Source organism: Candidatus Allofournierella merdavium (genome assembly GCF_944382735.1).
In the GTDB taxonomy this organism is placed as follows: domain Bacteria; phylum Bacillota; class Clostridia; order Oscillospirales; family Ruminococcaceae; genus Allofournierella_A; species Allofournierella_A merdavium.
Window position 1 is genome coordinate 1 of sequence record NZ_CALWND010000001.1, and the last position, 19,246, is coordinate 19,246.

General features: G+C 62.6%; 18 protein-coding genes and 1 other RNA gene. 2 read left to right on the forward strand and 17 right to left on the reverse strand.

The window, feature by feature from the left end; genetic code table 11:
* Positions 1-89: 89 nt before the first annotated feature.
* The 9 genes from ACH2A7_RS00005 to pduL form a co-directional block, all read right to left on the reverse strand.
* A complete protein-coding gene (locus tag ACH2A7_RS00005; protein ID WP_394958797.1) occupies positions 90-404 on the reverse strand; it encodes a PadR family transcriptional regulator in 315 nt (104 codons plus the stop codon).
* Positions 388-1,248, reverse strand: a complete 861-nt coding sequence (locus ACH2A7_RS00010) for a DUF1700 domain-containing protein (RefSeq protein WP_394958799.1) — start codon at positions 1,246-1,248, stop codon at positions 388-390. The genes ACH2A7_RS00005 and ACH2A7_RS00010 overlap by 17 nt, the downstream gene beginning before the upstream one ends.
* Positions 1,249-2,063: 815 nt before the next feature.
* Positions 2,064-2,798, reverse strand: coding sequence for a YoaK family protein (locus tag ACH2A7_RS00015; RefSeq protein WP_394958801.1), 735 nt, complete (start codon positions 2,796-2,798; stop codon positions 2,064-2,066).
* A gap of 365 nt (positions 2,799-3,163) precedes the next feature.
* Entirely contained in the window at positions 3,164-3,631 is a 468-nt protein-coding gene (gene smpB / locus ACH2A7_RS00020; protein WP_394958803.1) for an SsrA-binding protein SmpB, read from the reverse strand.
* 58 nt (positions 3,632-3,689) lie between these two features.
* Positions 3,690-4,289: a recombination mediator RecR gene (gene recR / locus ACH2A7_RS00025; RefSeq protein ID WP_394958805.1), complete on the reverse strand. Its 600-nt coding sequence runs from the start codon at positions 4,287-4,289 to the stop codon at positions 3,690-3,692.
* Positions 4,290-4,301: 12 nt separating this feature from the next.
* The gene (locus ACH2A7_RS00030; RefSeq protein WP_394958807.1) at positions 4,302-4,640 is read right to left on the reverse strand and encodes a YbaB/EbfC family nucleoid-associated protein; all 339 of its coding nucleotides are present in this window, start codon (positions 4,638-4,640) and stop codon (positions 4,302-4,304) included.
* Positions 4,641-4,669: 29 nt separating this feature from the next.
* Positions 4,670-6,367: a DNA polymerase III subunit gamma/tau gene (gene dnaX / locus ACH2A7_RS00035; protein WP_394958809.1), complete on the reverse strand. Its 1,698-nt coding sequence runs from the start codon at positions 6,365-6,367 to the stop codon at positions 4,670-4,672.
* Between the two features lie 81 nt (positions 6,368-6,448).
* Positions 6,449-6,547, reverse strand: an RNA gene (gene ffs / locus ACH2A7_RS00040) — signal recognition particle sRNA small type.
* Positions 6,548-6,682: 135 nt separating this feature from the next.
* Positions 6,683-7,246 (reverse strand): phosphate propanoyltransferase, encoded by a 564-nt coding sequence (gene pduL, locus ACH2A7_RS00045; protein ID WP_394958811.1) that lies wholly within the window; start codon positions 7,244-7,246, stop codon positions 6,683-6,685.
* Between the two features lie 187 nt (positions 7,247-7,433).
* Here pduL and ACH2A7_RS00050 point away from each other — a divergent pair, with 187 nt between their 5' ends.
* The gene (locus ACH2A7_RS00050; RefSeq protein ID WP_394958813.1) at positions 7,434-8,000 is read left to right on the forward strand and encodes a uracil-DNA glycosylase family protein; all 567 of its coding nucleotides are present in this window, start codon (positions 7,434-7,436) and stop codon (positions 7,998-8,000) included.
* A gap of 88 nt (positions 8,001-8,088) precedes the next feature.
* Here the strand turns inward: ACH2A7_RS00050 and ACH2A7_RS00055 are convergent, their stop codons facing one another.
* The 6 genes from ACH2A7_RS00055 to ACH2A7_RS00080 form a co-directional block, all read right to left on the reverse strand.
* Entirely contained in the window at positions 8,089-8,850 is a 762-nt protein-coding gene (locus tag ACH2A7_RS00055; RefSeq protein ID WP_394958815.1) for a 4Fe-4S binding protein, read from the reverse strand.
* 114 nt (positions 8,851-8,964) lie between these two features.
* Positions 8,965-9,603, reverse strand: a complete 639-nt coding sequence (gene hisH, locus ACH2A7_RS00060; protein WP_394958816.1) for an imidazole glycerol phosphate synthase subunit HisH — start codon at positions 9,601-9,603, stop codon at positions 8,965-8,967.
* The gene (hisF, locus tag ACH2A7_RS00065) at positions 9,600-10,370 is read right to left on the reverse strand and encodes an imidazole glycerol phosphate synthase subunit HisF (protein WP_394958817.1); all 771 of its coding nucleotides are present in this window, start codon (positions 10,368-10,370) and stop codon (positions 9,600-9,602) included. The genes hisH and hisF overlap by 4 nt, the downstream gene beginning before the upstream one ends.
* Positions 10,367-11,734, reverse strand: a complete 1,368-nt coding sequence (locus ACH2A7_RS00070) for an N-acetyl sugar amidotransferase (RefSeq protein WP_394958819.1) — start codon at positions 11,732-11,734, stop codon at positions 10,367-10,369. The genes hisF and ACH2A7_RS00070 overlap by 4 nt, the downstream gene beginning before the upstream one ends.
* Before the next feature lie 111 nt (positions 11,735-11,845).
* Positions 11,846-12,406 (reverse strand): ANTAR domain-containing response regulator, encoded by a 561-nt coding sequence (locus tag ACH2A7_RS00075; RefSeq protein ID WP_394958821.1) that lies wholly within the window; start codon positions 12,404-12,406, stop codon positions 11,846-11,848.
* A gap of 33 nt (positions 12,407-12,439) precedes the next feature.
* Complete coding sequence (locus tag ACH2A7_RS00080; protein ID WP_394958824.1) at positions 12,440-13,756, reverse strand: glutamine synthetase family protein; 1,317 nt, start codon at positions 13,754-13,756, stop codon at positions 12,440-12,442.
* A 294-nt stretch (positions 13,757-14,050) separates the two neighbouring features.
* Here ACH2A7_RS00080 and ACH2A7_RS00085 point away from each other — a divergent pair, with 294 nt between their 5' ends.
* A complete protein-coding gene (locus ACH2A7_RS00085; protein WP_394958826.1) occupies positions 14,051-15,241 on the forward strand; it encodes an LL-diaminopimelate aminotransferase in 1,191 nt (396 codons plus the stop codon).
* Between the two features lie 113 nt (positions 15,242-15,354).
* Here the strand turns inward: ACH2A7_RS00085 and ACH2A7_RS00090 are convergent, their stop codons facing one another.
* Both ACH2A7_RS00090 and ACH2A7_RS00095 read right to left on the reverse strand, forming a co-directional pair.
* Positions 15,355-16,956, reverse strand: coding sequence for a CTP synthase (locus tag ACH2A7_RS00090; RefSeq protein WP_394958828.1), 1,602 nt, complete (start codon positions 16,954-16,956; stop codon positions 15,355-15,357).
* Positions 16,957-17,098: 142 nt separating this feature from the next.
* Positions 17,099-19,198, reverse strand: coding sequence for a glutamine synthetase III (locus tag ACH2A7_RS00095; RefSeq protein WP_394958830.1), 2,100 nt, complete (start codon positions 19,196-19,198; stop codon positions 17,099-17,101).
* Positions 19,199-19,246: the final 48 nt, after the last annotated feature.

Below are 19,246 nucleotides of genomic sequence, written 5' to 3' on the forward strand. Positions count from 1 at the left end.
CCTGAGCACGTTGGCGGCGCAAATCGGAAGCATCCCTGTCAAAAGCCAGCCTCTTGCCGCGGTGGGAGAACCCCTTAGCCTGCGGAAAATCACAAGCGCTCCAAGTGTTGCGCTACGATAGAAACCAGTGTCCTCCAATCTGCTGTCTGCTCCTCCAGTTTTTTCCGTCCCTGAGGTGTAACCCGATAGTATTTCCGGGGCGGACCGCCGGAGGTTTCACCAGAAAACTGCTCCAGAGAACCCTCCCGATGCAGGCGACGGAGAATGGCGTAAAAGCTACTCTCCTCCACATCGGGGAAAGACTGTCGGAGCCGCTTGATAATGTCATAGCCGTACTGCTCCTGCTTTGCCACATCGGACAGCAGGCACAGCTCCAGCGCGCCGCGTTTAAGCTGTGCGTCCATGGCGGCCTCCCTTCCGGATGAGCAGAGCGGTCAGCACCGCTCCGCCCACTCCTATGGCCAGCAGCACCGCCAGCGGCGGGAACAAGACGGCAAATGACGAAAGAGGTATCTCAGTTTCGTCCAAACGTGTTGAAAACGCGTACAGACAAGACATGGAGCAAAGGCATCCGACGCACCAAGCCGCACCGATCAACGGCCGGGGACTCCCCTCCCGCCAGGCCCACGCGAGCAGCACTGCCAGAACGGCCAGCACCAGCAGAGAGCCTGCCTCCTTCAGCGTTCCGATGACCACGCCGATCTTCGCGCCGGCGGTCTGTTGCTCAAAGGGAAGCACCTGAAACTTCGGCACGAAGACCAGCATACACCAGGCGTAGTAGCTATAAAACGCAGCCCAAGCGGCCGCCGGGATGCCAAAGGCCGCGGCGCGCCAGCGTCTGGGGTGTGGCAGATTGCCTTTGCGGTTGTCCAGTGTCCCCCGCCAGCACAGCCACAGTACCGGGATCAGCAGAAACTCCGCAATATAGAACCAGAAATAACCCGAGTTGGAAAATCTAAAGGTCTGCCATGTCCACCACCAGTTGAGAACCCCCGCCAGCAGAACCCACACGATGATCAGCAAGCCCAGCGGCTGCGTCCGCCGTCCGGACTCCCGCAAAATTGCCCGCGCCACCTCTGCCGGCGCACCGAACTCCCGGCAGACCTCGGTCTCCGTTTTGCCTTCGGCCATGCGGTCATCGAAAAAGCCGCTGTAATCCTCTACAATGGCATGCGTCTCTCCGCTGGATAGACGCCAAAACAGCGCCCGCCTCAGCCGTCGGAGAAAGGCTGTCTTTGTCCTGGTCATCATTGGCTCCTCCTTCGCGCTGACTACTGTTCAGAAAACATATGTTTATTAAACAGTAGTGTAGCATACCGCTGTCAGCATGTCAACCCCAAACAGATGCAGGTCTCTCAGGCCTCTCAGATCCGAATGGAGCCGCCGATAAACTATGGCTCTCTAAAATAAAAACCACAAGAAGAAACTCTGGATGGGCCTTACAAGCATTCCTGTTAAACATCATGAAATCTTTTTGCACTCTGACGCTATTTACACACTCGTTTTCCAACGAAGATATTTGCATCTATAGTGTTGCGATGTTCCAAGTAAGAAAGACATGCTGGGAAGCGTGTCTTTCTTTTTGATAACCGTGAGTAATCTTAATGCTCGTCGAAAGCCAATTCCGCCTCCCCCAAGGTTTTCGCCACCGGCGAAAACACTTGTACGGCGCATAAACGCCGCCCTCTTCTGTGGGGCCCAGAGCAGCGCAGTCATTTACCGTTTGATTGAAACCGGCCTGGGCCCATGCCGCTACTTGGCTGTAGGTCCCGGAATGGGTCCCTGAATTGGGGCGAACATCCGCCGAAACCCAGGCGGAGGAATTCATCCCCGCCAAGGCACCGGCTAAATGCAAAACAAATGTATCACCTCGTTTTATCTGAGCCACGGCCGATGCCGTGACTCCTCTGCTGCACCCGGTTTGACGGTTACCTCTCCCTGTTTTCTCCACCTTCTTTTCTTTATCTTGCCATGAAAAAGCAGACGCTCACATTGTTGTGAGCGTCTGCTTTTTCATTTCACAGGTGCGTGTATCCCACGGATACACGCCTTTTTTTACTTGGTCAATGCCCCGCCGGCTTGCGCTCTACCATGTCCCGTTCTGTGGTCAGATCTGCATGGAGCAGGGCAGCAAACACAACCCCCAATGGGAGCAGCGTCAGCCAGATGGCCCGACCCAGCATCAGCTTGCAGAACACAGTGCCAATCACCGCCCCCAGCACAAAAAACACCAACATTTGAAAGTGCCTGGACAACTTTTTCCGATGGGATTTGTCCGGGGAACGCCGGTGCTTCAGCTCTTTGGCCAGCCCAATGCCGATCTGCCGGACGTGGTTGGTGGCAAAGGTGGTGGCCATGGGAACTCCCTCCGCCTGGCGGAACGTGTTGTATTGCATGGAGGCGATGAAATTGATGGCCACCTGGGAAATTTGCACCGGTGCGGACTCGGGCACAAAGCCCAGTCCAATCACCACCACCATCTCAATGGCAATCAGCAGGGTATCCCAGCGCAGGGGCAGATGGTGCTTGATGGGGTTTGGGACCAGCTCTGAGATCAGGGCCCCCATCAGATAGGCGGAGATAGGGATTAAATAGTAGAGGGCGTGCCCCCATTGGCCGACGCCCAGCGCCATTCCCATCAATACTATGTTGCCGGTTTGGGCGTTGCAGAACACGTTGCCCCGCAGCATATAGGTAAAGGCTCCATAAAATCCCGCCACAGTGATGAGTATATTATAAATCCAGTTTCGCTCGCACATGAGAAAATAGGTGTCGCTTTTTTCCTCGGCTCCTCCCATTCCGAGCCCCTCCTTTGCATGAAACGCTTTAACACTTTAATCAGTTAATTTTGTTAGTATAGCACATTTTCCAACCACCGGCAAGGTTCCTTACCCTCCCCTCAAATCGGTAACCGCGGGTGGTTTCAGTGCTCAGCCAAAGTCAATTCCGCCTCCGCCAAAGTTTTCGCCACAGCCGAAAACACTTGCAGGGCCCATAAGGCCCCCTGTGGGGCCCCATGCCCTACTGACATTTATACTGTTTGGATCACGCACTAAAAAGAGCCCGGCCTTGCGGCCGGGCTTTTCCTTTTTTCGGGCGGGACGGCTGCGTTCAGGCAGTGGCCCCGCTTTTGTTTCAGCAACCGTTCGCGTCGCTTTCGGGCTTAGCGGCCGCGCTCTTTCATGGCACGGTCGATGTCCCGCTGGGCAGCGCGCTTTGCGGCGGTCTCTCTCTTGTCGTAAAGTTTTTTGCCTTTGCACAGCCCAAGGTCCAGTTTTACCCTGCCGCGTTTGAAATAAAGGGCAAGGGGCACCAGCGTGCAGCCCTGCAGTTTCACCTGCTGCGCCAGCTTGCGGATCTCGTTCTTGTGTGCCAACAGCCGACGGGTGCGCAGGGGATCGCGGTTGAAAATATTTCCCTTTTCGTAGGGGCTGATGTGCATTCCGTGCACAAACAACTGACCGTCTTCCACCTCACACCAGGCGTCTTTCAGATTCACCTGACCCATGCGCAGGCTCTTGACCTCGGTGCCCAGCAATTCGATGCCGGTCTCCAGGCTTTCCAGCACAAAGTACTCATGCCGCGCCTGCCGGTTCAGGGCAATGGTCTTGGTTTTCACTTGTTCGGACATTTCCGGTTTCTCCTTTGCCTGAATTGGGCGCGGCGGCATTCTGTAATGTTCCTATGCTTTACAGCTCTCCCCTGCCGCTGAGGGCTTTGTACAGGGTAGTCTCATCGGCGTATTCCAGGCTGGACCCCACCGGCAGGCCATAGGCCAATCGTGTGGTCTTGATGCCAAGGGGCTTGATGAGTTTTGCCAAATACATGGCGGTGGCCTCCCCCTCCACCGTGGGGTTGGTAGCCATGATGACCTCCTTCACGGTGCCGTCGGTCAGGCGGGCCAGCAACTCCTTGACGCACAGCTGGTCGGCCCCGATGCCGTCCATGGGACTGATAAGGCCGTGCAATACATGGTACAGACCGTTATACTCCCGGGTGCGCTCAAAGGCAGTGATATCCCGGGGGCTTTCCACAACGCAGATCACACTGGTGTCCCGTTTGGGAGAGGAACAGATACGGCAGATCTCGTTTTCGGTGTAGTCCTGACAGATCTTGCAGCGGTGGAGTTTTGTGTGGGCGTCTTCGATGGCATGGGCCAACTCCAGCGCCTCGGCCGCAGGCATGCTGAGCACCTGATAGGCCATGCGCGTGGCGCCCTTGCGCCCCACGCCCGGAAACTTGGAGAACTGCTCCACCAGCTTTTCCAGCGGGGCCGCGTTATATCCCATGACTCTTCCCCCTTACAGGCCGGGGAAGTTCGCCCCGCCGGTGATCTGCTGCATGGCGGCGTCGGCGTCCTCGTCCACTTTGCGCACCGCCTCGTTCACCGCGGCCGCCACCATGTCCTCCAGCATCTCGATGTCCTCGGGGTCCACCAGTTCGGGCTTGATGTGGATCGCGGTGACCTGATGCTTTCCGGTCATGGTGACCTCCACCATGCCGTCGGACACGCTGGCGGTGTACTCGGTATTCTCCAGTTCCTCCTGCTTGAGTTTCATATCCTCCTGCATCTTCTGTGCCTGACGCATCAGCGCGTTCACATCGGGTTTGCCGTAGCCCTGGGGCAGTCTTGCTTTCATGGGTACTTCTCCTTTGTTTTGTTGTATTCTTATTCTTTGTCCTTGTATACCACATTTACGCCGTGGTTTTCAAGATCTTTCAGCGCCTGTTCCACCGTGGGGTGTTCCGCGGCCCGCGCCTGGGGGGACGTGTAGGGTCCGATGCCGCAGGCAAGGCCGCTCACCTCCTGGATGATCGACTTGAGCAGCGCCTGGGAATCCTTGTTCTGGCGGATGAACTCCCGGAACATATCACCGCCGTCGATCAGCACCCGCCGCCCGTCGTAATAGGCTTTGGAGGCTTTCAGGTAGGCCGGCAGCATGTGATCCCGCTTCTTCAGCACCTCCAGCACCTGCGGCCACGGCTCAAAGGGCTGCGGCGGGCCGGAGGCGGCCGTTTTTGCCGGCGCAGGCCGCGGGGCGCGGGGCGCGGGTTCCGGCACCGGCTGCTGCTCCATCGGCTGGCCCTCCCAGGGCAGCGGCTCCTGCGGGGGAGCTGCCTGTTCCGCCTGCGGCGCCCGGGCGGTTTGCTCCGGGGCCGGGGCTGTTGCCTGTGCCGGGGCTGCGGGCTGCCAGGCGGGGTTGGGCGCGGCAGGCGCCGCTGCAAACGGCGCAGGCTGTTGCGCCTGGCGCTGAGTGGGCTGGACTGGTTCGGCCGCCGGCACGGCCACCGGCTGGGAGATGGCAAAAAGCGCTACTTCCAACTCGATGCGCGGGTCGGTGCCGCGGCTCATCTTTTCCATGGCCTCCCCCAGCTGACGGATGGCACGCACGCTGCTCTGCTGGGAAGCGGACGCACCCTTTTGCAGGTAGAGCGCTTCCTCCTCGGGCGGCACACCCGCCAGCAGGTTCTTGCCGCCGGGCAGGGCGGCAAGCATCAGATTGCGGTAGTGGGCGATCAACTCCTCGCACAGCCGCTTCATGTCCACCGACCGCTGGCGCAGCAGCGCCACCTGCTCCAGCGCGGCCGCCGCGTCGCCGCTCGCCAGCGCGTCACTGATGGCGAACAGATAACTCCGGTCGGTGACGCCGGCCATCCGGCGCACCAGCGCCTCATCGATGGCCTCGCCCACACCGGCGCAGGTGTCCAGAATGGAGAGCGCGTCCCGCATGGCGCCGTCGGCCAGGCGGGCGATCAGCTGGGCGGCCGCCTTGTCCAGGTCCAGCTTTTCCTCCGCGGCCACATGCTCGATGCGGCCGGCGATGTCCTCCGGGCGGATACGCCCGAAATCGTAGCGCTGGCAGCGGGACAGGATGGTGGCGGGCACCTTGTGGATCTCGGTGGTGGCCAGGATGAACACCACATGGGCCGGCGGCTCCTCCATGATCTTCAACAAGGCGTTGAAGGCCGGGGTGGAGAGCATGTGCACCTCGTCGATGATGTACACCTTATAGGTACAAACGCTGGGGGTATAGGCCGTTTCGTCCCGCAGGTCGCGGATGTTGTCCACGCCGTTGTTGGAGGCCGCGTCGATCTCCACCACGTCCAGGATGGAGCCGTCGTCGATGCCGCGGCACACCTCACACTCGCCGCAGGGGTCGCCCCCCTGGTTGTGGGGGCAGTTGATGGCTTTGGCGAAAATTTTGGCACAGCTGGTCTTACCGGTGCCGCGGGTGCCGGTGAACAGATAGGCATGGCCCACCCGGCCCGCCGCGATCTGGTTCTGCAGCGCGGCCACGATATTCTGCTGGCCCACCACGTCCTCAAAGCGGCGGGGCCGCCATTTGCGGTACAAAGCCCGATACACGCCGGCACCTCCCTTGGAAATACTACAAAAAACGGACAGGCCCGCAGGGGAAACTCCCCTGCCTTTGCGCGGCTCGGCATACGGATGCAGACTGACTGCGGCGCACGCGGCAGACCACTTAATGCTGCTCGGTTCCCCGCCTGACATGGTTCATGGCGCCCCGTCGCGCAGGGCCCGCATCCGTATGCCGAACAGCGCACGGTTTTGGCTCTGTCCGAACAGATATATTATACACAAAAGTTTTGATAAATGCAACACACCGGCGCAACAAAAAGAGCCCGCCATCCCGGCGGGCCCTGTTGCAGGGTTCTGCGCTTATTTGACGATCTCACCCTCGGTGGCGCCGCCGCAGGCGTTGGACTCGTCGGTGTCGATGTGCATGGCGGTGGCGAACTTCTCGCTCACCCGGATGACCACATCGTCGAACACCAGCTTGCGGCCCTCTTTGCCGCAGGCCACCTTGACGATCTCCTTGTCGGCCACACCCAGCTTCACAGCGTCCTCGGGGGTGACGTGGATGTGGCGCTTGGCCACGATGACGCCCTCTTTGAGCTCCACCTCGCCGCAGGGGCCCACCAGCTTGCAGGCGCCGGAGCCGGCGATGTCGCCGGACTCGCGCACAGGGGCGGCGATGCCCACCGAGCGGGCGTCGGTGGCGGACAGTTCCACCTGATCGGCGCTGCGGCAGGGCCCGAGGATGGACACGTTGGCCAGCTCACGCTTGGGGCCCACCACGGTGACCCGCTCGTTGGAAGCAAACTGGCCGGGCTGGCTCAGGGGCTTTTTGACCGTTAACTCATAGCCGGCGCCGAACAGGGTCTCCAGCGTCTCCTTGGTGACGTGGACGTGCCGGGCCGAGGTCTCAACCATAAATTTCATTGTGATTTTCCTCCCTTTATCCTGCGCCGCGCCGCCGCTGGCTGACGCGGTGTTTCCATTTGCCGTATCTATTTTAGCACACAGGGTAAAAAGTTCAAGACAAAACCCCGCTTTTTGTGATATAATAAGCGCAAATGCCCAGGGCCGCTGCATTTTTTTGCAGACAGCCGGAAAGGAAGCGCCGCCGATGGATTTTGAAGAACTCAAACAGGAATGTCTTGCCTGCCGCAAGTGCGGCCTGTGTGAGACCCGCACCAACGTGGTGTTCGGCACCGGCCCCAAAACAGCGGAGGTCATGCTGATTGGCGAGGGCCCCGGCAAGAACGAGGACGAACAGGGCCTGCCCTTTGTGGGGCGCAGCGGCAAGCTGCTGGATCAGTACCTGACGGCGGTGGACCTCTCCCGGGAGAAAAATGTCTTTATCGCCAACATCGTCAAATGCCGCCCGCCGGAAAACCGCGACCCGCTGCCCGAGGAGTGGGACGCCTGCCTGCCCTGGCTGCGGGAGCAGTTCCGGATCATCCGCCCGAAGATCGTGGTATGCCTGGGGCGCATCGCCGCCCAGCGGCTGATCCGGCCCGACCTGTCGGTGACGCGGGAACACGGTGTGTTCGAGGAGAAGAACGGCGTGTGGTTCATGGCCACCCTGCATCCCGCCGCACTGCTGCGCAACCCCAGCCAGAAGCCTCTGGCCTTTGGGGACTTTGTGGCCCTGCGGGAAAAGATCCACGAGGTGTGTGACCACACCTATTGACCCATGCCCCCGTGCTTTTTTGTAAAGTTATATCGCTTTACCGTAAAACGCCGGCCCGGAGAAAGTTCTCCGGGCCGGCGCGGCTTTTTTACGCGAACCACTCCACCGCGCGGCGGGCGGAGAAATTTTGCTCCAGCCACGCGCGGGAAGCGGCCGTATCGAATTGCCAGGCCCCCGCGGGGCAGCCGATGCTGCAAACGAGGCAGTTGACGCATTTTGCGCCGTCCACCTCCAGCCGGTCGCTCAAAGCGCCGGTGGGGCAGGCACGCACGCAACGGCCGCACCTGGTGCATCGCTGCTCGTCCCGGCTGCGGCCCATGGGGTGCAGCGGTTTGCGGGGCGCGTTGGCGTCGCCGGGCAGGGACGCGGGATGCAGCGGTGACCTTTCGCAGGCTGCCAGCACCTTTTGGGCAAAGGCTGCAAAGGCAGGCGCATCCTCCGCGTCGGGGCGGCCCGCGCCGATGTCCGGAGCAAACACATGGGGCGTGATGCAGGCCATGCCGCCCACGCAGACAAAGCCCTGTTCTGTCATCTGCTGCGCCGCGGCGGCCAGCGCGTTTTCATAGTCCCGGTTGCCGTAGGCCGCCACCAGCACACAGGGCCCGCCCTGGCCGCGGAACTGCCGGAACAGCCCCTCCACCCGGGGCGGGAACCCGCCGTACACCGGGAACGCCACCACCAGCAGTTCGTCTTTTTCCACCGGGATGGAGGCAGGCAGCGCTGCGGGCGGGCAGGTGCAATTGATAAATTCCGTTGGCAGGCCAAGCTGTTCGCAAAGCAATTCAGCGGCGCGCTTTGTGCCGCCGGACGGGCTGAAATACGCCGTTTTGACGGCTCGGATCACACTCATTTCCGGACACTTCCCTTCCTGATGCCGTTAAAGGCAGGTTGTCCCCTCATTATAAACGCCCGGCCCCCGCGCGTCAACGCGCAGAGGCCGGGCGCTGTTTGTTTTGAAGGACCTTCACAGGCTGTCCACAAAGGCCTGCAGCATGGCAAGGCCCACCGGGCCGCTCTTTTCCGGGTGGAACTGAAAGCCGGTCACCCTGCCCCGCTCCACCGCGGCACAGACAGTGTGGCCGCCGTATTCCACAGTGGCCGCACACTCCCCGGCGTGAACGGGCAGCGCCTGGAAGCTGTGGACAAAGTAGACCTCATCGCCGTTATGGGTGTTGCGCAGCAGGCCGTTTTCCGCGCCGGGGGCGATGGTCAGCGCGCTCCAGCCGATGTGGGGCACCTTCAGGGGCTCGCCGTCCGCCGTTTGCTCCGGCAGGGGTTCCACAGTGCCCTCCACAAGGCCCAGGCCCCTGGTAAAACCGCCCTCTGTGCTGGAATCCAGCAGCATCTGCATACCAAGGCAGATGCCCAGCAGCGGAGTGCCCTCCCCCGCCTTTTTCACCAGCGGTTCCACCAGCTGCTGGCGGTGCAGCTGGTCCATGCCGTCCGCAAAGGCGCCCACGCCGGGCAGCACCAGCGCGCCGGCCCGCAAGACCTCCTCCGGCGTGGTGGCAAAGCACACATCGGCGCCGCAGTGCTCCAGGGCCCGGCGCACGCTCAAAAGATTGCTGCGGCCGTAGTCCACGACCGTTACCATCGGTCTCATCGTCTTACCTCCACGCCCAAGGCCCGTACCTCACTTTTCAGCGTGGGCACATCGGTCTTGCCGTAGTGCAGGATGCTGCCCACGGCCACCGCATCCGCGCCGCCCTTCGCGGCGGCGGCGATGTCCCCGGCGCAGGACGCGCCGCCGGCGGCGATCACCGGCACCTCCACCAAGCCCGCCACCGCGGCGATCAGTTCCTGATCCATGCCGCGCTGAAAGCCCTCTTTGTCCACGCTGGAGAGCAGGATCTCCCCCGCTCCCAGTGACACTGCCTCTTTTGCCCACTCCAGCACATCCCGGCCGGAGTGCTCCCGGCCGTTGTCGTAATAGGCTTCCCAGCCCGCTTCCGGGCGGTTGGGATCCCGGCGTTTTGCCTGGATGCTGAGCACCATGCACTGACTGCCATAGGCCCGGGCGATCTCGGTGATGAGCTGGGGACGGCGCAGGGCGGCGGTGTTCACCGCGGCCTTGTCCGCCCCGGCTTTGAGCACCGCGCCCACATCCGCCGCGCTGCGCAGGCCGCCGCCGGCGGTGATGGGGATAAACACGTCGGCGGTGGTGCGCTCCAGGATGTTGCCCAGATTGTTGCGCTCATAGAGGCTGGCCACCGTGTCCAGATACAAAATTTCGTCGATCCCCTGCTCGTAGTAGCGGCAGGCGAAGTCGTGGGGGTCGCCCAGCTTGCGCAGCCCCTCATACTGGATGCCCTTCACCAGAAAGTCGTCCTTCACATCGAGGCGCGCGATGAGACGTATCTTGCGGCTCATGCCTGGCCCTCCTTCTGGGGCGCGCCGTAGTCGCAGAGGCTCTCGCCCTCAAAGGGGGTGTGCCGCAGGCTCCAGCGGCCGTTCTCATACTGCCACAGATGGGGCGAACGGAACCGGTCGGCCAGATGCATGAAGTAATCCATGTCCATTTCCGGCTGCTCGAAGCAGTCGGCGGCGGCGCCGAAATGCTTTTTGTCGATGGAGATGTACTGGAAGAAATCCTGGGCGAAGCGCATGGGGAACTCGCCGTCGAACTTCTTGCAGAGGGCCACGCCCTCCTCCCGGGTGATCTCGTGGTTGCGGATCTCCTGGGCCGCGTCATAGGTGCAGCGGCCGATGCCGTATTTGATGTAGGTGGTGTAGTAGAAGAAGTCATCCACCTTGTCGTCGATGGAGTTGTACTTGGAATAGGTGCCCGCCGTGCGCTCGGGGCTGGGCACAAAGCCGCCGTGCTCCACCGCGTAGTAGTAAGCCCCCTGGGGATGCCACTTCTCATAGTAGCCCATATAGTGCACCTGGATGTGGTTTTTCTCCACGTCGGAGGTATCGCTGGGCAGGTAAATGGCCAGGTCGGCCTTGTCCACCTTGAAGTCCTCCTCCAGCTGGCGCAGGGAGACGCCGCCCAGATAGATATGGTCGAAGTCGTTGGTGGCGAAGAAGTGCTCGTCCCGCAGGGCGCTGTCGTTGTCGGCGATGGGGTTGCCGAACTCGGCCTCGTTCTCACCGTAGAACACCAGCGGGATGCCGAACTTGGCCGCCATCTTGGGGGCCAGCTGCTTCTGGCCCAGAATGAAGGGCTGGAAGGGATGGAACAGGTTCTCGGTGGCCAGACGGGTGAGCAGCCGATGGGTCAGGCCGTTGGGGGTGCACAGGTAGTTGTCGAACCCGGCGTGGATCCACGCCTCGAAGTTCTGCCAGCCCCAGGGCGTGTAGATGTGGGGCGCCCAGGTGACGGTGAGGGGGTGCATGCCATACTTGTATTTCAGAAGGTGGGCGGCGTAGAAGCTGTCCTTGCCGCCGCTGCCCGGCACCAGGCAATCGTAGCTGCCGTCGGTCTTGCGATAGCGGTCGCACAGCTCCCGCAGCTGACGCTCCCGGTCGGCCCAGTCGATCTTGCCCTCTTTGTTGTGGCAGGCATGGCAGGCGTCACAGACGCCGTCCTCCTGGATGACCATGGTCTTTTTCTTGGAGTGGATGGTGTGCTCGAACTCGTAGCAGCTGTTGGGCTTCTGGTTGGTCATCACACACTCTTTGCAGAACTTCACCTCCCGGGGCAGGCCGAAGAAGGTCTCCCGCTGTTCGGGTGGGATGTCGGGGGCATATTTGGAATAGTCGATGGGCAGGTAACGGGGAAGTTTTTCCATGGTGATGGTTCCTTCTTTCTTTCTTAAATGGAAAACAGGGCACAGGCGGGCGTGGCGGGCGGAACTGTTTCCGCTCACCCAGCGGGCGCCTTTGCCCTGCTCAGTGTGTTTTTATGGCTCGCCGTAGGTGCGGATGATCGCCTGGGCCGCCTCCCGGCTGGAGATGCGCGCATCCATCGCCCGCTTTTCGATCAGGCGGTGGGCCTCCTCCTCGGTGAGGCCCGCGTGCAGCGCCAGCAGGCACTTGGCCTGGCAGATCACCCGTGCCTCATCCAGACGTTTGGTGAGGCGGCGGTTCTGGTCGATGATCTTCTGCATCCGCTGGCGGCCGGTGCGAAGCATCCGCACCGCAAAAGCCGCCTGCTGGCGGGAGAGGGGTTTGGGCAGCACCAGCACCCCATACTTTTCCAGGCCCGCGGCGATCTTGTCCGCCTGGGGCGCGGCGCACAAAAAGATGACGTCCAGGCCGCTCTCCACCGCCTGAATGGCCAGTTCCCGGCCAAACTCGTCCGGCAGGGGGGCGTTGATGACCATCAGGCTGCCGCCGTCCGCGGTGAAGCCCCGTCTTGCCTCACCCGCGCTGGTACAGCACACAGCCGGCCGGCCGGCGGCAAACACGCTTTTCAGTGCCTCGTGGGTCTGTTTCTCCCCCACGATCCACACGCCTGCCATGGACTTCACCTGCCTTTCAGGGGAGTTTTGCCGTCAGATCCGGTCGAAATACATCTGCATCTCGTATTCATGGGGATTTTCCGCCCCGGCGTAGGCCGCAGCGGCCCGCTGCTTCTGGGCGAGATAGGTGTTCAACAGACGCTGGGGAAGAGTCTGCTGCAGGAAGCGGCTCTCGCCCGCGGCCTTCACCGCCTGGGCCAGGCTGGTCGGCAGCGTGGCGCACACCGGCCCGGCTCCGCCGCCCGCGAAGAGGTCGCGGTCGGAGGCAGGCGGCAGCGGCAGCCCGTCCCGGATGCCCTCCATGCCGGCTTCCAGCAGCAGCGCGGTGACATAGTAGGGGTTGCAGGCCGGGTCGGGACTGCGCAGTTCCATGCGGCAATCGGCCCCGGTGGCCGCCGGCACCCGCACCAGCGAGGAGCGGTTCTGGCAGGACCAGCTCACGGTGCCCGGCGCCTCGCAGCAGCCCAGCCGCAGATAGGAGCCCGGCAGCGGGTTGGAGAACACCGTCAGTTCCGGCACACGGCGCAGGATGCCCGCCAGAAAAGCCGCCGCCACCGGATCCGGTTTGTCCTTGAAATCTTCAAAGAGGTTGCGCCCGTCCTTGATCACCGAGAAGTTCAGATGCAGGCCGTTGCCGCTCTTGTTCGGCAGCGGTTTGGGCAGGAAGGAGGCATACAGACCGTGCTGGCCGGCGATGGCCTTGACCACCGTGTGCACCGTCATCAGATCGTCCGCCGCCTGCAGGGGCGAGGCGCAGCGGAAGTCGATCTCGTTTTGTCCCGGACCCTGTTCGTGGTGGCTGCGCTCGGGCTGGATGCCCATCTCCTCCAGCGTCAGGCAGATGTTCCGGCGCACGTTCTCCCCCCGGTCGATGGGGGCCAGATCAAAATAGCCGCCCTGGTCAAAGGGAATGCGGGTGGGCTGGCCGTGCTCGTCGGTCTCGAAGAGATAAAACTCACACTCCGGCCCCACCAGAAAGCTGTAGCCGGCCTGGGCCGCGGCCTGTTCGGTGCGGCGCAGCAGCGCCCGGCCGTCGCCCTCAAAGGGGCGGCCGTCGGGGTAGCGCACGTCGCAGAACAGCCGTCCCACACAGCCTTCGCTGGGCCGCCAGGGCAGCAGGGCGAAGGTGTCCAGGTCCGGCGTGAGGAACAGATCGGACTCCGCCACATTGGCAAACCCGGGGATGGCGGAGGCGTCAAACGACACCCCCTGCTCCGCGGCGTGGCGCAGCTGGCTGGACATGATGGCGATGTTTTTCTGCACGCCGAACATGTCGCAGAATGCCAGACGGATGAATTTGATGTCGTTTTCCTCCACGAACCGGAGGAGTTGGTCAAGGGTGTGGGTCATGAAGATCCCCCTCCTTTAAAAGCGGTGAAAATTGCAAAAAGCGCTGCGTTGCCCTTGGGGGAGAACGCAGCGCCTTTGCTGTTTCGATCAATGGTATTATACCCGTCCGCGGCCGCCGCGTCAAGGGGAGCCGGCGATGTTTTTGTGTGCCCCGGCGCAGGCGGCGCGATTGACAACCGGCCGGCGGAATGCTATTCTAAAAAGGAACAACGGCGTTCCGGCTGTCCCGCCCCGCGGGTCGGCAGCGGGCGTCGTTTGCCTATTTTATGCCCCCGGGGCGAAAGGACAGAGACCATGAGACAAATCATCAATCATTCCTTTGACGCGATCCCGAAAAGCTATCTCTTCAGCGAGGTGGCCCGGCGGGTGGCGGCCTTCCGCGAAGCCCATCCCGACCGAAAACTGATCCCCATGGGCATCGGCGACGTGACGCGTCCCCTGCGCCGGCCGGTGATCGACGCGCTGGAAAAAGCCGCCGAGGAGCAGACCCATGCCGAAACCTTCCACGGGTACGGCCCCGAACAGGGCTACGACTTCCTGCGCCAGACGGTGCTGCGCCACTACGCCGGATTCGGAGTGACGCTGGACCTGGCGGACATCTTCATCAGCGACGGCGCCAAAAGCGATCTGGGCAACCTGCCGGACCTGTTCAGCGATCAGTGCAAAGTGCTGCTGCCCGACCCGGTCTACCCCGTTTACCGGGATTCCAACCTGATGGCCGGCCGGGATGTGGCCTACATCGCCGCCACCCGCGCCAACGGCTTTGCGCCGCTGCCGGACGACAGCCTCCACGCCGATCTGGTGTATCTGTGCAGCCCGTCCAACCCCACCGGCTCGGCCTACACCCGCGAGCAGCTGAAGGTCTGGGTGGACTGGGCCCTTGCGAACGACGCGGTCATCCTCTACGACGCGGCGTATGAGTGCTTCATCCGGGACGACCTGCCCCACAGCATCTACGAGGTGGAGGGCGCGAAGGATTGCGCCATCGAGGTGTGCAGCCTGAGCAAGACCGCCGGTTTCACCGGGATGCGCTGCGGTTACACGGTGGTGCCGCACACGCTGGCGCGGGAGGGCATGAACCTGCACGATCTGTGGCTGCGGCGCCAGTGCACCAAGATGAACGGCGTGGCCTATCCCATCCAGCGGGCTGCCGAGGCGGTGTTCACCCCCGAGGGAATGGCCGCCTGCAAAGAGGACATCGCCGCCTATCTGCGGGCCGCCGGCATCGTGGCCGCCGCCATGGACGAACTGGGCATCTGGTACTGCGGCGGCAAAAACTCCCCTTACATCTGGCTGGAGTGCCCCAAGGGGATGGACTCCTGGCAGTTCTTTGACGCCCTTCTGGAAAAGGCCGGCGTCATCGGCACGCCGGGCAGCGGTTTTGGCGAGAACGGCGAGGGCTATTTCCGCCTGTCCGCCTTCTCCGGCGAGGAGAACGCCCGCGTCGCCATGGAGCAGATGACCGCCTGGCTGCGGAGCCTGTAAGGCCGACGTTGCAAACAAGGCCCCCGGCAGACGCCGGGGGCCTCGTCTTTTCTGCTTCTTTGCACCACGGGTAAAACAGCGCCCCGCGGCCTGTCCGCGGGGCGCTGTTTCTGTTACTTTTGATGGGCAAGGCTCGCCGCCACAAACTCGCGGAAGATGGGCTGGGGCCGGTCCGGCCGGCTCTTGAACTCCGGATGATACTGCACGCCCACGAAGAAGGGGTGATCGGGCAGTTCCATGGCCTCCACCAGCCGGCCGTCGGGCGACAGGCCGCTGAATACCACCCCCGCCTCGCTCAGGGTGGCGCGGAACTCATTGCTCACCTCATAGCGGTGGCGATGGCGCTCGCTGATGATGTTCTGGTTATAGATGCGATACAGCAGAGTGCCGGGCTGTACCACACACGGGTAGGCGCCCAGCCGCATGGTGCCGCCCTTGGGCAGGTTGCCCTGCTGGTCCGGCATCAGGTCGATGACGCAGGCATTGCCCTCGGGATCAAATTCCCGGGAATTTGCCCGCGGCAGGCTGGCCAGGGCGCGGGCCGCGTCGATCACCGCGATCTGCATCCCGAGGCAGATGCCAAAGTAGGGCACCTTGTTCCGGCGGGCAAAGTCCGCCGCCAGCACCATGCCCTCGATGCCCCGCTCGCCAAAGCCGCCGGGCACCAGGATGCCGTCCGCATGGGCGAGGCGGGCGTCCACCGTTTCCGGGGTGAGCTGCTCGGAATCCACCCAGTCCAGCTTTACGGCGGCGTCGTTGGCGTAGCCCGCATGGTTGAGAGCCTCCACCACCGAGAGATAGGCATCGTGCAGTTCCACATACTTGCCCACAATGGCGATGTTGACCTTCTTTTCCAGGCTGCCGATGCGCTGGCACAGCGCCGACCACTTGGAAAGATCGGGCTCCGCCGTATCGAAGCCCAGCCGCTTGCAGACCAGGTCGTCCAGCCCGGCGGCGTGCAGCATCAGCGGCACCTCGTAGAGGCTGCCCAGGGTGCGGTTCTCAATGACACAGTCCGGCTCCACGTTGCAGAAAGCCGCCAGCTTCTGCAGGATGCCCTCCTCCAGCGGTTCGTCGCACCGGGCGATGATGACGTCCGGCATGATGCCCATGCTCTGCAGCTCCCGCACCGAGTGCTGGGCGGGTTTTGTTTTGTGCTCGCCGGAGCACTTGAGCCAGGGCACCAGCACCACATGAAGGAACATGCAGTTTTCCCGGCCCTTTTCCCGGCTGATCTGGCGCAGCGCCTCCAGGAAGGGCTGGCTTTCGATGTCGCCGATGGTGCCGCCGATCTCGGTGATCACCACGTCGGCACCGGTGTAATCGCCCAGGCCGTAGACGAATTGTTTGATCTCGCCGGTGATGTGGGGGATGGTCTGCACGGTGCGGCCCAGGTACTCGCCCGCCCGCTCCTTGTGCAGCACGTTCCAGTACACCCGGCCGCTGGTGAGGTTGGACAGCTTGTTCAGGTCCTCATCGATGAACCGCTCATAGTGCCCCAGGTCCAGGTCGGTCTCCACCCCGTCCTCGGTGACGAAGACCTCGCCGTGCTGGTACGGGCTCATGGTGCCCGGGTCCACGTTGATGTACGGATCCAGCTTCTGCGCGGCCACCTTGAGCCCTCGCTGTTTGAGCAACCGGCCCAGGCTGGCCGCGCTGATGCCCTTGCCCAGGCCAGACACCACGCCGCCGGTCACAAATATGTGTTTTGCCATGATGATGCACTCCCCTGTTCGCTGCGATTTTGCAAAAAAAGTGAGGGAATCCACCGCCCCGCCGAGCGAGGCGGAACGATGGACTCCCTTGTCCTAACGAGGAAATATTATAAAGCTTGCGATGGGGATTTGTCAACCAAAATCACACAGAAAACAGCAGTTCGGTGTAATCGGGGTAGGGCAGCGAACCGGCGGGCAGATACGCCTCGGCGGCGTCGGCGCCCTTGCGCACAGCGTCCATGTCCGGCAGGATCGTGTCGCGGTAGAAGCAGGCAGCCTCCTGGCCGTTGCCCAGTTCCTCGGCCTGGGCCAGATCCTTCTCCAGCTTCTTCTGGGCGGCGGTGATCTCCTGATAGTAGCCGGCCAGCGTTTCCAGTTCGCCCTGCTGGGCCCCGCAGGGCACCGTGGCCGCCACCGCTTTGCAGGCGGCGATGTCGCCGGCAAGGCTGTTCATGGTGGACAGCACCGCGGGCAGGAACTGCTGACGGACCATCATGCCCATGGTCTTTGCCTCCACATGCAGGGTCTTGCAGTAGTTCTCCAGCAGGATGGTGTAGCGGGAACGGACTTCTCCCTCCGTGAAGATGTTGTGAGAGGTGAACAGGCGGATGTTCTTCTCCGCCACCATCTGCGGCAGCGCCTCGGGGGTGGAGCGCAGGTTGTACAGGCCCCGCTTTTCCGCCTCGGCCACCCACTCGTCGGTGTAGCCGTTGCCGTTGAAGATGACCTTCTTGTGCTTCTTGATGGCACGCTTCACCAGTTCATGCACGGCAGAATCCATCTGGTCGGGGGCGGCGTCCTTCAGCTCGTCGTAGAACTCCCGCAGGGCCTGGGCCACGGCGGTGTTCAGCACCACGTTGGGGCCGGACACCGACAGAGAGGAGCCGGGCATACGGAACTCGAACTTGTTGCCGGTGAAGGCGAAGGGGCTGGTGCGGTTGCGGTCGGTGGTGTCCTTGAAGAACTGGGGGATCACCGAGGTGCCCATCTGCATGGCCACCTTCTCCTGCTTGCCGAAGTACTCGTCGTTCTCGATGGACTTCAGCACGGCGGTGAGTTCGTCGCCCAAAAAGACGGACACGATAGCCGGAGGCGCCTCGTTGGCACCCAGGCGGTGATCGTTGCCCGCGCTGGCCACCGATACCCGCAGCAGGTCGGCGTACTCGTCCACCGCCTTGATCACCGCCATCAGGAACACCAGGAACTTGGTGTTCTCGGCGGGGGTGCGGCCCGGATACAGCAGGTTGGAGCCGGTGTTGGTGATCAGCGACCAGTTGTTGTGCTTGCCGGAGCCGTTGATGCCGTCAAAGGGTTTTTCGTGCAGCAGGCAGGTCAGGCCGTGGCGGTCGGCCACCAGCTTCATCATCTCCATGGTCAGCTGGTTGTGATCCACGGCGATGTTGGCGGTGTCAAAGACCGGGGCCAACTCGTGCTGGGCCGGGGCCACCTCGTTGTGTTTGGTCTTGGCGGGCACGCCCAGCTTCCACAGTTCCTCGTCCAGGTCGTGCATGAAGGCGGCCACACGGGGACGCAGCGCGCCAAAGTAGTGATCTTCCATCTCCTGCCCCTTGGGCGCGGGAGCGCCCAGCAGGGTGCGGCCGGTGAACACCAGATCCTTGCGCTTTTCGTACATCGCCTTATCCACCAGGAAATACTCCTGCTCCGGCCCGATGGTGGTGGACACGCCGGTCACCGCCTCGTCGCCCAGCAGGTGCAGGATGCGCACCGCCTCGTGGCTCAGGGTCTCCATCGAACGCAGCAGCGGGGTCTTTTTGTCCAGCGCTTCGCCGCTGTAGGAGCAGAAGGCGGTGGGGATGTAGAGGGTGCCGTCCTTGATGAAGGCGGGGCTGGTGGGGTCCCAGGCGGTGTAGCCCCGGGCCTCAAAGGTGGCGCGCAGGCCGCCGGAGGGGAAGCTGGAGGCATCCGGCTCGCCCTTGATGAGCTCCTTGCCGGAGAAGTCCATGATGACCTCGCCGTTGCCCACCGGGGAGATGAAGCTGTCGTGCTTTTCGGCGGTGAAGCCGGTCATGGGCTGGAACCAGTGGGTGAAATGGGTGGCGCCGTGCTCCACAGCCCACTCCTTCATGGCCACCGCCACCGCGTTGGCCACACTGCGCTCCAGGGGCAGATTCTCGTCGATGGTCTTGCGCAGGGCCTTATAGACGTCCTTGGGCAGCTTTTCCCGCATCACCCGGTCGCCAAACACGAGGCTGCCGTACAGTTCAGGCACATTCTTTGACATAAAACAGCTCTCCTTTCCAGTTCGCGCCCCGCCGGCATGCCGTCGGGC

Coding starts and splice junctions, on each gene's coding strand:
- ACH2A7_RS00005 (WP_394958797.1), bottom strand. CDS start 404: ATGGACGCACAGCTTAAACGCGGCGCGCTGGAGCTGTGCCTGCTGTCC.
- ACH2A7_RS00010 (WP_394958799.1), bottom strand. CDS start 1,248: ATGACCAGGACAAAGACAGCCTTTCTCCGACGGCTGAGGCGGGCGCTG.
- ACH2A7_RS00015 (WP_394958801.1), bottom strand. CDS start 2,798: ATGGGAGGAGCCGAGGAAAAAAGCGACACCTATTTTCTCATGTGCGAG.
- smpB (WP_394958803.1), bottom strand. CDS start 3,631: ATGTCCGAACAAGTGAAAACCAAGACCATTGCCCTGAACCGGCAGGCG.
- recR (WP_394958805.1), bottom strand. CDS start 4,289: ATGGGATATAACGCGGCCCCGCTGGAAAAGCTGGTGGAGCAGTTCTCC.
- ACH2A7_RS00030 (WP_394958807.1), bottom strand. CDS start 4,640: ATGAAAGCAAGACTGCCCCAGGGCTACGGCAAACCCGATGTGAACGCG.
- pduL (WP_394958811.1), bottom strand. CDS start 7,246: ATGAAATTTATGGTTGAGACCTCGGCCCGGCACGTCCACGTCACCAAG.
- ACH2A7_RS00050 (WP_394958813.1), top strand. CDS start 7,434: ATGGATTTTGAAGAACTCAAACAGGAATGTCTTGCCTGCCGCAAGTGC.
- ACH2A7_RS00055 (WP_394958815.1), bottom strand. CDS start 8,850: ATGAGTGTGATCCGAGCCGTCAAAACGGCGTATTTCAGCCCGTCCGGC.
- hisH (WP_394958816.1), bottom strand. CDS start 9,603: ATGAGACCGATGGTAACGGTCGTGGACTACGGCCGCAGCAATCTTTTG.
- hisF (WP_394958817.1), bottom strand. CDS start 10,370: ATGAGCCGCAAGATACGTCTCATCGCGCGCCTCGATGTGAAGGACGAC.
- ACH2A7_RS00070 (WP_394958819.1), bottom strand. CDS start 11,734: ATGGAAAAACTTCCCCGTTACCTGCCCATCGACTATTCCAAATATGCC.
- ACH2A7_RS00075 (WP_394958821.1), bottom strand. CDS start 12,406: ATGGCAGGCGTGTGGATCGTGGGGGAGAAACAGACCCACGAGGCACTG.
- ACH2A7_RS00080 (WP_394958824.1), bottom strand. CDS start 13,756: ATGACCCACACCCTTGACCAACTCCTCCGGTTCGTGGAGGAAAACGAC.
- ACH2A7_RS00085 (WP_394958826.1), top strand. CDS start 14,051: ATGAGACAAATCATCAATCATTCCTTTGACGCGATCCCGAAAAGCTAT.
- ACH2A7_RS00090 (WP_394958828.1), bottom strand. CDS start 16,956: ATGGCAAAACACATATTTGTGACCGGCGGCGTGGTGTCTGGCCTGGGC.
- ACH2A7_RS00095 (WP_394958830.1), bottom strand. CDS start 19,198: ATGTCAAAGAATGTGCCTGAACTGTACGGCAGCCTCGTGTTTGGCGAC.